General features: G+C 70.4%; 10 protein-coding genes. 4 read left to right on the top strand and 6 right to left on the bottom strand.

Annotation, left to right across the window (positions count from 1 at the left end):
- On the top strand, positions 1 to 373 hold a 373-nt coding region (locus Q0C41_RS25460; protein WP_291988733.1), incomplete at its 5' end, for a hotdog domain-containing protein.
- A 46-nt stretch (positions 374 to 419) separates the two neighbouring features.
- On the opposite strand, the gene Q0C41_RS25465 is transcribed toward Q0C41_RS25460, so the two are convergent.
- The 4 genes from Q0C41_RS25465 to Q0C41_RS25480 all read right to left on the bottom strand — a co-directional run bounded on the left by Q0C41_RS25465 (position 420) and on the right by Q0C41_RS25480 (position 4,415).
- The gene (locus Q0C41_RS25465) at positions 420 to 1,577 is read right to left on the bottom strand and encodes a VWA domain-containing protein (protein WP_291988735.1); all 1,158 of its coding nucleotides are present in this window, start codon (positions 1,575 to 1,577) and stop codon (positions 420 to 422) included.
- 137 nt (positions 1,578 to 1,714) lie between these two features.
- Positions 1,715 to 3,247, bottom strand: a complete 1,533-nt coding sequence (locus Q0C41_RS25470) for an aspartyl protease family protein (protein WP_291988738.1) — start codon at positions 3,245 to 3,247, stop codon at positions 1,715 to 1,717.
- Positions 3,248 to 3,372: 125 nt separating this feature from the next.
- Positions 3,373 to 3,633 carry a ferredoxin family protein gene (locus Q0C41_RS25475; RefSeq protein ID WP_291988740.1) on the bottom strand — a complete coding sequence of 87 codons (261 nt, stop codon included), beginning with the start codon at positions 3,631 to 3,633 and terminating at the stop codon, positions 3,373 to 3,375.
- 20 nt (positions 3,634 to 3,653) lie between these two features.
- A complete protein-coding gene (locus Q0C41_RS25480) occupies positions 3,654 to 4,415 on the bottom strand; it encodes a helix-turn-helix domain-containing protein (RefSeq protein WP_291988742.1) in 762 nt (253 codons plus the stop codon).
- 82 nt (positions 4,416 to 4,497) lie between these two features.
- On the opposite strand from Q0C41_RS25480, the gene Q0C41_RS25485 reads away from it, so the two are divergent.
- The 3 genes from Q0C41_RS25485 to Q0C41_RS25495 all read left to right on the top strand — a co-directional run bounded on the left by Q0C41_RS25485 (position 4,498) and on the right by Q0C41_RS25495 (position 10,134).
- On the top strand, positions 4,498 to 4,899 hold the full coding sequence (locus Q0C41_RS25485; protein ID WP_291988744.1) for a hypothetical protein: 402 nt from the start codon (positions 4,498 to 4,500) through the stop codon (positions 4,897 to 4,899).
- A 131-nt stretch (positions 4,900 to 5,030) separates the two neighbouring features.
- Positions 5,031 to 8,852, top strand: a complete 3,822-nt coding sequence (locus tag Q0C41_RS25490; RefSeq protein ID WP_291988746.1) for a hypothetical protein — start codon at positions 5,031 to 5,033, stop codon at positions 8,850 to 8,852.
- 58 nt (positions 8,853 to 8,910) lie between these two features.
- A complete protein-coding gene (locus Q0C41_RS25495; protein ID WP_291988748.1) occupies positions 8,911 to 10,134 on the top strand; it encodes a VCBS repeat-containing protein in 1,224 nt (407 codons plus the stop codon).
- Between the two features lie 209 nt (positions 10,135 to 10,343).
- Here the strand turns inward: Q0C41_RS25495 and Q0C41_RS25500 are convergent, their stop codons facing one another.
- Entirely contained in the window at positions 10,344 to 11,513 is a 1,170-nt protein-coding gene (locus tag Q0C41_RS25500) for an aminotransferase class V-fold PLP-dependent enzyme (protein ID WP_291988749.1), read from the bottom strand.
- A partial coding sequence (locus Q0C41_RS25505; protein WP_291988750.1) for a DUF1499 domain-containing protein occupies positions 11,510 to 11,912 on the bottom strand: 403 nt, incomplete at its 5' end. The genes Q0C41_RS25505 and Q0C41_RS25500, both read right to left, overlap by 4 nt.

Below are 11,912 nucleotides of genomic sequence, written 5' to 3' on the forward strand. Positions count from 1 at the left end.
GTGCTTCCGCCACTCGCGCAGTCGCGTCGTCACCGCCGCCGTGGACGGGCTGCAGTTCCTGCACCCGATCAAGGTCGGTGACCTGATCCTTCTCAAGGCCGAAGTGACCGCCACCTTCCGGACGTCGATGGAGGTGGAGGTGCGGGTGATGAGTGAGGAGACACTGACCGGTCAGCGCAAGCTGACGTCGCACGCCTACCTGACGTTCGTGGCCATCGACGCCGACGGGCGCCGCGTCGAGGTGCCCGACCTCGTGCTCGAGACCGACGCACAGCGCACGCGCGCGATCGAGGCCGAGTCGCGCCGCCAGCAGCGACTGGCCGCGAAGGCGCGCATGGCGCAAATCGAGGGCGAACTCGCCGCGGGCCGCTGACCCCACCGGCGAGGTGCAGCCGTCGGCGCTGGCCGACAGGCAGGGCCTATCGTGTGAAGAAGCCCTGCCGCGTCCTCACGGTCACGCCGGGCCGCGACACCGACACGGTCACCGGCACGAAACGCGCCTTGCCGCGGTCCTCGAACGTGCCGTCGGGCGGCACGTACGCGAGTACGTAGTAGCCCTGCTCCGCGGTCATCAGTCGCGCGAGCAGGTCCTGGACGTCGTTGCTCGCGCGGAAGTACACGCCACCGAGTTCGTCGGCGACAGCGTGCAGGCCTTCGTTCAGTATTGCGCGCCCGCCGCCGCCGATGGACACGACGCCGAGCACGTTGACCGCGTGCACGGTGACGCCGGACGCGGCGGCGACGTGCCCGAGGCGCTTGAACCGGCCTGCGACGCCGGCGTATTGCCCCGCGCCGGTCGCGCTTCCCCCCATGCCTCCCGGCTCGACATCGAAGTCGTTGGCGGTCAGCGCCACGAACTCCGACAGCAGCACGACGACCTTGCGCCCCGGGAGGGGACGCAGATTCAGAATGAGCGAGTTGAGGCTGCCGAGCGTGCCTTCGAGGAAGACGCGATCGCCGCCCCCATTGCCGGCGCCGAGCGCACCCGAACGGCTCACGACGCCGCCGCGCCAGCGATTCACCCGGTAGCGCATTTGCGACACCGCACGATGCAACGCCGCGCGGTCAGCGGTCAGTGGCGTCTTCGGATTGCCGAGATCCCCGGTCCGCAGCAGACCCACCTCCACCCCTGCCGGCAGGTCCTGCTCGAAGAGCATGCGCAACCCGATCTTCGTGCGCTCGAACGCGTCGGGCGACATCGCGAGATCGTCGATGAGGAAGATCCAGGGCTCGACGTCGACGTCCGCTGGCGCCTGCGCGGCGGTGGCGTCGGACGGAGAGGACGGCGGAGAGGAGGCCAGCGCCGTGGGCGGAGCCACGGCGGGTGGACGCACCTGGACGCGGAGGTCGCGGAGGGGCACGGGCGTGCCGCCCTGACGAACCGTCACCTCGTCCTTGCGGATGTCCTTGACGGGGCGCCCGTCCCCATTCAGGAACAAGGCGTCGAACTGCACGATCTCGGCGGTGGCGCGGAAGCCGGTTGGCCCGCTCACGTCCTGTGCGCGCGTGCCGACAGCGAGCAGCACGAAGCTGCCAATGACGACCGAGGCGATTCCGTGCAAGTGTCGACGACGCATGGCGGTGTTCGGCGCGCGGCGACTTGTTCCTCGTCCCTTGCGGTTCCTGTCCCTCGTCCCTTGCGGTTCTTGTTCCTCGTCCCTTGACGCCCTTGTGACTCTTCCCTCGTCCCCTGTCCCTTGGCCTGCCCGTCCGCCTAGTGGTCGAGCCGCATCAGGCCTTCGTCGATGTCGAGCGAGACGCGGTACTTGCTGAGGAACTTGTGGCCGAGGATCCCGCCCAGCTCGTAGCCGAGGAGCACACTCGGCGCCCGCAGGTTCAGCACCACCAGCGACGTGCGCGCCATCATCACGTCGTCCACTTCGAGATCGACACCCGGGAGCAGGAACGCATCGCGATCCCACCCCGATGAGCCGAACACGCGCAGCGGGATGCGGCGGAAGCGACCGAGCTGCTCGAGGCCCACGGCGGCGGTGCGGCTGATCGAGATGGCCTGGCCCCCCGTGTCGACGACGAAGGCGGCCGGACGGTCGCCGTTGAGTCGCCCGCGGACCGTGGCCAGGCGATGCATCCAGAGCGGCGCTTCCATCGTGGCGACGCCATCCGCCTTGGGCAGCGTGCGCGCCATGATCAGCTGCTTCTTTTCGTAGTCGACGCGCATCGACAGCCCCACCGCCAGCGGCGAGAAGGCATCGATGTCGGCGGTGGGCCACTTCTTCAGGGGCGGGTCCTTGATCATCGCCGGCACGTGTTCGACCTTCAGCGAGCCGATCTCCAGCTTGGCGATGCGCGCGAGCTTGAGGCGACGCAGGCCGACGTCGCCGACGCCGGCGCTCAGGGTCTCGGCCACCGAGTAGACCTGCGCGCGCTGCGCGGCGTCCTCCGACAGGACGGTCATCTCGGCGCCCGTGTCGAGCACCAGGTCGACGTTCAGGCGCCCGTTGACGCGCGCCTTGACGAACAGCTTCTCCCGCTCCTCGCGGAACGGGACGACGTGGACCTGCGTGCGGGCGTCGTCACCCATCGCCAGGGGCGTGCGGTCGTCGAAGTGGCGCAGGAACTTGATGCGGGCCCTGGCGAGCTTGATCTGGTCCTTGAACCCCTTGGCGGGCAGGTACCGGAGATAGCGTTCGAGTTCGTCGGCCGCGACGGGATAGTTGCCGAGCCGTTCGAGGAAGTACGCGCGGGTGTGGTGATACTCGGCGACGTTCTGATCCCGCTCGATGGCCCGCTCGACGGCGACCAGCGCGTCGGCAGTCTTGCCGCGTGCGTCGAGGACGCGCGCAATGCCGTGCAGGGCGGACGGATATCCGGAGTCGAGCGTCAGCGCCGCGGTGTAGCGCGCGTTGGCCTCCTCGAAGTGCCCGGTGCTCCAGAGCGTCTCGCCGTGGAGCGACAGGTCTTCGATGCCGACCGTGGAGGTGATGAGGGTGCTGGCTTCCTTCTCGGCCCGGCCAAAATCGCCGACGCGCAGCAGCGAGCGCACCACGAGCCGGGTGACGGGGTCCTTGAGGTCCGGGTCGTACTCCCGGGCACGGACGAGCGCCTGCACCGCTTCGCGGTACCGGGCGTCCTGGAACAGTTGCGTGCCGCGGGCGAACTCGGCCGACGCGGTGAGCGGGGCTCCGGCGTGGGGAGCGCCGGACGCCATCACGATGGCGACGGCGACAGCCGTGACCCCGCCCAGCAGGCGGAGTCGGGGGGTTACACGGTCAACGAGACGGGACATCTTCACCATCCTGGACCGGCGCGTGGCCGGTCGGACATTTCCCCGTGGCCCGTGCGCACCGATGCGCAGCGGACACAAGCGTTGGACAGCGCCCGACGCCGTCTCGTCCCCGCGAGCGGCGATGGCTACTTCTGGTAGTGCTCGGCGTTCTTCTCGATATACGCCTTCCACTGGTCCGGCACTTCGTCCATCGCGAAGATGGCCTCGACGGGGCAGGCCGGAACACACGCGCCGCAGTCGATGCACTCGTCGGGGTGGATGAAGAGCATCTGCGTGCCCTCGTAGTCCCCCTCGTCCTTCCGCGGATGGATGCAGTCGACGGGGCACACGTCCACGCAGGCTGTGTCCTTGGTCCCGATACAGGGTTCGGTAATAACGTACGCCACGAGTCCTCCTGAAGAAAGCACTATTGCTGAGGCCCTGCCTCCCGGAGGCGGGCCGGTGTCGTCGGACCGACCTCGGCCGACAGGTATCCGAGCCGCACGGACGTCGCCCGTGCCAGGTCCCACGCCGCCGTCACGTGCTCCTCGTGCAGCGGTCCCTCCCCGCGCCCATGGGTGAACACCCCCATGCGCGCCACTTCCTGGCCACGGTAGTCCCGCACCGGGGCGCAGGCACAGTTGAGCCGGTACCCGTCGGCCGCCCCGCCGTCGCCGAAGCGCCGGACCACCTCCCCGGACCTGGCCACGTCCCCGGCCCCGCAGAGCCGCGCGCAGCTCAGGCGGCGCTGCTGTCCCTCGGCGAAGAACAGCGAGCAATGTCCCGGCATGGTCTTGCCATACGCCGTGTACATCGCCGCCGCATCGTCCTGGCCGTCCCACACGTACGTCACCTCGCCCGCCGGCAGCGAAACGAAGGCGCGGGTCGCCGTGCGCCCGACGTACTCCCGCAACGGCGGGTACGCGTGCAGCCGCAGTTCCGAGCCGTTCAAGTAGCGAAAGCTCATGTCCAGGAGCTTCAGCGTGAGGATGTAGTGCCCCCCCTCGCCCTCCTGCCGCACGAACCCGCGCCGCCGCAGCACGAGCAGGAGCCGGTGCGCCGTGGCCGCCGGCAGCCCTGTCGCGCGCGCGAGATCGCGCAACGCCATGCCTCCCGGCTCGCTGCTCAGGACCTCGAGCAGATGCAACGCCTTGTCGGCTGACGTCTGGGGCACCATGTGTTCCAACATGCGGAACACCGTTCCGCCCAATGAAAGATACTCACCTTCCGTGTGGGAAACAAGGACGGTCGAGGTCGGGGATAATGCGCGGATGTCACCTCTGCGCCGACTCGCCGCCTCGTGTCTGCTCGGCTCGACCTGCCTCGGCAGCGCGTGCGGTGGCGGCGGCAGCAGTTCGCCGACGACGCCGACGACGCCGGTGGCCGGGGCCTTGACGATGACGGTGGACGCCAGCGGCGTGCTGTTGCCCAAGGAACTGGTGGTCCCGCCAGGCAGCCGGGTCCTCTTCGTCAATCAGAGCAGCCGGGCACGCCAGGTGAGCTCGGACCCCCATCCGGACCACACCGATTGTCCGGAGATCAACCAGGTGGGCTTCCTGGCGCCCAATGCCGTCCGCGAAACCGGCAACCTGAACATCACCCGCACCTGCGGCATCCACGACCACGACGACCCCACCAACGCCAACATGCGCGCGCGCATCGTCGTGCGCTGAGACGGTCGGCCGAACGGGCACCGTTTTCGTACCGCGACTGACGGGTTTGGCGACACTGCGGGGCGGCGGCGACACGAATCCGCGGTTTTCCACGGTTCAGGCGGCGGCGAGAAACTTGCTGGAGTCCGGGCATGCGACCCGTGGGTCTCCCTGTGCGCCGCCATCGGTGGGCGCTCGTGCCCCTGCTCCTCTGCCTCGGCGCCAGCCTGTCGGCGCGCGACGGCGCCTCTCCGCCACTCGCGCACCGGCCGGTGCTCACCCCACCCGTCCGCGGCAGTGCCCACGCCCTGCCACTGACGTTCGAGGTCGGCGAGGACGGTACCGCCACCACACGGGCCCGCGGCTACGGGGCCCGCATCACGCGCACCGGCGTGGAGGTCGCGGTTTCGTCAGGCGACGCGTCCCGGACCTGGGGCTGGGCGCTCGTCGGCGCGGCGCCGACCGCGCCCTCGTGGCACTCGTCCCGCACCGGTGAGGCGCACTACCTCGGTGCGGCCTCGCAGCCGCGGCGGACGGCCGGCCTGCATGCGCAGGTGGGTTTCCGGGAGGTGTACCCCGGCATCGACGTCCGCTACCGTGGCACCGACGGCCGCGTCGAGCAGGACTTCCTCGTCGCCGCGGGGGCCGCGCCGAGCGCGATCCGATTCGCGGTGCAGGACGCGGCGGCCGCATTGACGACCGCCGGGGCCATCGACATCGAGGTCGCCCCGGGCGTGCGACTGCAGCTGGAGGCGCCGCGGGCCTGGCAGGACGCCGCGGACGGTCGCACCACCGCGGTGCCGGTCGCGTTCCGTGCGGTCGGTGACGGCTCGTTCGGCTTCACGGTCGGCGCGTACGATGCCAGCCGCGCACTGGTGATCGACCCGGTGCTCACCTACTCGGTGGCGATCGGCGGCAACGGCGTGGAGGAAGCCACCACGGTGGCGCTCGACGCGCAGGGCCGCATCCATCTCGCGGGCTACACCTCGTCGACGGACCTGCCCTGGGCCCGCATCGGCGGCCCTGGCGGCAAGGGCGACGTCTTCGTCGCGCGCCTCGATCCGACGGGCCAGGTCGTCGAGTTCCTCGCGTACTTCGGGGGGTCGGATTCCGACAACGTGCGCAGCCTCGCCGTGGATGCCGCGGGCCGCCTGCACGTGGCCGGGCTCACGCTCAGCCGCGACTTCCCGACCGTGCAGGCGCTGACGGGTCTGCAGACGGCGCCGGGGGGCCCCAACGCCTTCGTGGCCACGGTGGCCGCCAACGGCAGCGCCCTGACCTTCTCGACGTACCTCGGAGGCAGCGAGGCCGACGAAGCGCACGGCATCGCCGTGCGTCCGGATGGGGGCCTGGTGGTCGCCGGCGAGACCCGCTCGACGGACTTCCCGGTGCAGAGCGCGCGGCAATCGGCCGCCCAGGGCCTCGACGGCTTCGTCACCAGCATTGCGGCCAACGGCACCATCGCCTGGTCCACGTACCACGGCGGGCAGGCCACCGACAGCCTGTTCGGCGTGGCGGTGGACGCCACGGGGGCGGTCTCCGTGGTCGGGACGACCAACTCGTCGGACTACCCGGCGCAGCAGGCATCGCAGGGACATGGCGGCGGCTTCGACGCCACGGTCTCGCGGTTCACGTCGTCTGGCGCGCTGGTGTTCTCGACGTGGCTTGGTGGCAGTGGACACGATGCCGCGCATGCCGTGACAGTCGACGGCGGTGGCGCAGTGCACGTGGGCGGCAGCACCACGTCGCCCGATTTTCCGTCGACCCACACCTCGGGTCCGGTCGGCACCAGCATGGATGCGTTCGCGGTGTCGTACGTGCCCGCCGGTGGTCGGGCGCGGGCCTGGCGAATCGGCGGCAGCGGCATGGATCGGGCGCGCGCCATCGCCGTGGACGGCACCGGCCTGTATGTCGCGGGCCAGACGACCTCGGTCAACTTCCCGGTGCAGCGGCCCGTCCAGGTCGCCGGCGCCGGCAGCGGCGACGCCTTCGTCGTGATGCTGCGCGACACCTCGGTGATCTACGCCACCTATCTCGGCACGACCGGCAACGATGATGCGACGGGGCTGGCGGTGGATGGCGTCGGCCGGGTCGTGCTGACCGGCATGGTGCAGGCGATGGGCACCGTGAACCGCGGACCGACCGATGCCTTCCTGTTCCGTCTGTCGAGCGGCGACGAGACCAGCGATACCGACAACGACCAGTTGCCGGACGCCTGGGAGACGCAGTACAACCTCGACCCGCGCCTCAGCGATGCCAACGGTGACCCCGACGGGGACGGCCTGACGAACCTGCAGGAGTACCAGCAGGGGACCCACCCGCTCGGCCGGCACACCCGCTACCTGGCCGAGGGCGCGACCATCGGGCCGTTCGATACCCGCCTCGCGCTGTTCAACCCCAACGCGGCACCGGCCGCCGTGCTGGTCCGCTTCCTCTGCCAGCGCGCGTGCGGTGTGCCGGACATCCCCGGGCAGGACACGATCATCCGTCGGCTGGTCACACTGGCGCCGTTTGCCCGCGGCACGCTCGATGCCTCGACGGTGCCCGGCCTCGCCGACGAGGAGTTCGCCACCATCCTCGAGTCCGATCAGCCCGTCGTGGTGGATCGCACGATGACGTGGGACGGCACCGCCTACGGCAGCCACGCCGAGACGGCGATGAGTGCCCCGGCCTCGACGTGGTACCTGGCCGAGGGCGCGACGATCAACGGGTTCAAGCTGTTCTACCTGCTGCAGAACCCGAACGCGGTGGAGGCACGGGTCACCGTCGAGTACCTGCTCGGCCGCGGCCTGCCGCCGGTCACCGTGACCTACACCCTGGCGCCACGATCGCGCACCACCCTCGACGTCTCGACGCAGCATCCGTCGCTGCGCGCCGCCGAGGTCTCCGCTCGCATCGCCACGGCGCCCGAGACCCCGATCCTGGTGGAGCGGGCGATGTACCTCAACGCCGGGGGTCGCCTGTTCGGGGCGGGGCATGCCAGCGCCGGCATCACGACGCCCGCCCCGACGTGGTCGTTCGCGGAGGGCGCGACGGGTGCGTACTTCGACACCTTCCTGCTGCTCGCCAATCCGTCGACCGACCCGATCACCGTCCGCGCGACGTTCCTGCTCCCGTCCGGCGCGACCATCGAGCGCACCTATGACGTGGGCGCGAAGAGCCGCTTCAACATCTGGGTGGATCAGGCCGCGCCCGAACTCGCCGACACGGCGGTGTCCACCGTGCTCGAATCGGTCGACGACGAGCCGTTCGTCGCCGAACGCGCGATGTGGTGGCCCGGGCCGGCCTCGGGCAACTGGCGCGAGGCGCACAACTCGCCGGGGTCGCTGGCCACCAGTGCCGTCTGGGGGCTCGCCGACGGCATGCTCGGTGGACCCAACGCCGCCGACACCTACATCCTCGTGGCCAACACCTCGCCCTTTGCCGGCCTCGCCCGCGTCACGCTGTCGTTCGAAGACGACGGCGCGCGCATCACGCGGGAGTATCCGGTGCCGGCGCGCAGTCGCATCAACGTGCCGGTGCGCGACGACTTCCCGCAGGCCATGGGTCGTCGCTTCGGCACGCTCGTGGAGAGCCAGGGCGCGGTGCCGGCACAGCTGGTCGTCGAGCGGGCGATGTACGCCGATACCGGCAAGGAGCGCTGGGCCTCCGGCACCAACGCGCTGGGGACGCCGCTGGCCCAGGATCAGGTCATCACCATCACGCCGCAGGGCGTGACGCCCCGCGTCCTCGTGGTCGCTCCCGGCGAGCGCATCACGATTCGCAACCTCGACACGACCGCCCATCAGATCTTCTCCGGGCCGTATCTGGAGCGGTCGACGTGCCCGGCCCTCAATCAGATCGGGTATCTGGCGCCGGGCGAGTCGCGGGTGTCGGGCAACTTCACCACCGCCGGCACCTGCCCGTTCCTCGACGACGTCCGACCGGGCCAGCAGCTCAATCGCGACTTCATGGGGTATGTGATCGTGCGATAGGACGGGAACCGGGAGTCGGGAGTCGGGAATCGGGAGTCGTTGATGTAGCCTTCGGGTCATGCAGGAGCACCCAGTTCGGCATGGCCGTCGTTGGCGTCACGTGTGTGCGGCGCTGCTCGGCTCGGTGGTCGCGGCAGGCACCTGGCTGACGGCGCAGTCGCCGGCGTCGATGCGCGTGCCGCAGTTCCGCAAGGTGATCCTCGATGGCGCCTTCCGCGCCGAGGGTGTGGCGCTGGCCGACGTCAATCGCGACGGCCGCATCGACGTGCTGGCCGGCAATGCCTGGTACGCCGCGCCGGCACCCGAGGCCCTCCTGACGCCGTCGGCCTGGACGCGCCACGACATCGCGCCGCTCGAGCCCTTCGATGCGCCGACGGGGTTCAGCAACGCCTTTCACACCTTCGCCCTCGACGTGAACGGCGACGGCTGGCCCGACCAGGCGATCCTCGGCTTTCCCGGCGAACCGGCCACCTGGCGCGCCAACCCCGGGCCGCGCGGTGGCACCTGGCGCACCCACCTGCTATCGGCCTCCACCGGCAACGAGTCGCCAGCGCTTGCCCGCGCCGTGCGTGGACGCGGCCCGGTCTTCGTGATGGGCGTCAACGAGCAACTCGGGTGGCTCGCGCCCGCCACGTCCCCGTTCGCGCCGTTCGAGTTCCATCCGATCAGCGAACCGAACCATCCGACCGCCCATCGCTACGCCCACGGGCTCGGCGTCGGCGACCTCGATGGCGACGGCCGCGCCGATGTGGTCGGCACGAAAGGGTACTGGCTGGCCCCCGAGACACCGGGCGCATCGCCCTGGCCGTTCACGCCCGCCGACCTCGGGCCCGACGCTGCCCACATGGCGATCTACGACGTCAACGGCGACGGCCTCGCCGACATCGTCGCCAGCGCGGCCCATGCCGTCGGTGTGTGGTGGTTCGAACAGCGGGTTGCCTCGGGCACGCGCACGTTCGTGAAGCACGCGATCGATGCGTCCTTCTCACAGTCGCATGCGCTGGACATCGGGGATCTGGACGGGGACGGACTGGCCGACGTCGTCACCGGCAAGCGTCGCTGGGCCCATGGTCCGACGGGCGACCCGGAGCCGAACGCGCCCGGGGTGCTGTACTGGTTTCAGCCGCGCCGCACGGCCACGGGCGTGACGTGGGCGAAGCACCTCATCGACGACACGTCGGGCGTGGGCAATCAGGTCGTGGTGGGCGAGATCGACGGCGACGGCCGGCTCGACATCGCGAGTGCCAACAAGCACGGGGTGTTCGTGTTCGTGCAGCGGTGACAGAACAATTCAGAATTCATCATTCAGAATGCAGTGCGGGGCGAGCAACGCCATTGCGTCCGACACTCCCGCACCGCAGTCATGCGCGAGACGCAGTGCTTGGGCGTAGTCAAGATTTGGGCATCTGATCGGACGTGCAGAATCCGCAGGCAGTTCCGGCCAGCAACGCTGACGCTTCCGCGGAAGCGTGGCGGAGATCGCCCCGAGCTTCATCGTGACTTCTGAATGGTGAATTGCTCGGTCAGCTCGTCCATCACCGCCAGGGCGTGGTCGATCTCGTCGTCGGTCGTGTAGAAGTGCGGGGCCATGCGGATGCCGGCACCGGGACGATGGTCGATGATCACGTCCCTGGCGATGAGCGCCTCGGCCAGCCGCGTGCTGTCGGGCACGTCGATGGTCACCGTGCCGCCACGCCGTGCATCGTCGACTGGCGTGCGCACACGCCAGCCGCGATCGAGGGCGTGGTCGAGGATGCGGCGCGTCTGCCGCAGGGACTTGGCCCGAATCGCCGGGACGCCGATCTCATTGACGATGCGGTAGCCTGCCTGCGCGATCGTCCAGGCCGAGACGTTGGGCGTGCCTGACGCGAAGCGCTCCTCGCCGTCGGCATACACCATCGGGCCCGTCTCGAAGGCGAAGGGCCGCGCGTGGGCCGCCCAGCCCGTGGCCGCCGGCTGCAGGGTGCCGGCGATGTCGGGACGCACGTAGAGATACCCAGCCCCGGGCCCGCCGCAGAGCCACTTCACCGACCCGCCGACGGCGAAGTCGACGCCGAGCGCGGTGAGATCGAGGGGCAGCGTGCCCGTCGCCTGGTACACGTCGAGGACGACCCTGGCGCCCACCGCGTGCGCACGGGCGATGACCGCCGCCGCATCCGTGATCGAAGAGTTGCGGAACAGCACGAGCGAGCAGCAGACCAGCGCCGTGCGCTCGTCGATGAGCGGCAGCCACGTCTCGAGGGGGTGCGTGACGCCGTCGGGCGACTCCGCGTACACGACCTCGGCGCCGTGACGTCGCCAGCCCTCGAAGACATAGTGATTGGTCGGAAAGTCGAGCTGCGGCACGACGATGCGGCGACGCGCCGCCGTGAAGTCGAGGCTCGACACGAGCACCGACTGCGCGACCGACACGTTCTGCACCATGGTGACCGAGCCGGCGGGCACACCGAGCACCGGGGCCAGGAGGTCGCCGGTCTCTCGACTGATGTGCCACCACCCCTCCGACCAGGCGCGAACGCCCCGCGTCTCCCACGCGTCGAGGAACCGCGCCGCCTGGGTGCGGGCGCTGCGCGGCATCGCCCCGAGGGAGTGGCTCACCAGATAGGTGCACGTGCCGAGGATCGGGAACTCGGGACGCCAGCGCAGCAGCGGGTCGCTCACCGGCGACCGCCCAGCGCGGTCCGCAGGTCCGCCAGGTAGGTCGTCACGCGGCGAGCATTGGTGCCCAGGTCACTGCGCCCGATGCGTGACTTGGATCGCATGTCGACCCGGGTGCCCCCCTCGGCACGGTCCCGCAGGCGGACGACGATGTCGTCCTTGAAGCGGAACCAGCGCGTCGTGGCGACGGCTTCCAGACGGCCCGCCTCGGCATCGTCGCCGACGAGCTGCCAGCCGGCGCGCGCGATGGCGGCCCTGGCAGCGGCGTGGACCTCGGCGCGGGGCACCGCCGTCTCGAGCGGACCGAGATCGGGCCAGGCGGCGCGCTGCTGTGCCGCGACCGACGGGCCGCCGTACTCGGGCGGGTTCCTCGCCCCCGCGCGCAACGGCAGCGCGTCGACG

This window comes from Luteitalea sp. (assembly GCF_022842525.1).
Lineage (GTDB): Bacteria > Acidobacteriota > Vicinamibacteria > Vicinamibacterales > Vicinamibacteraceae > Luteitalea.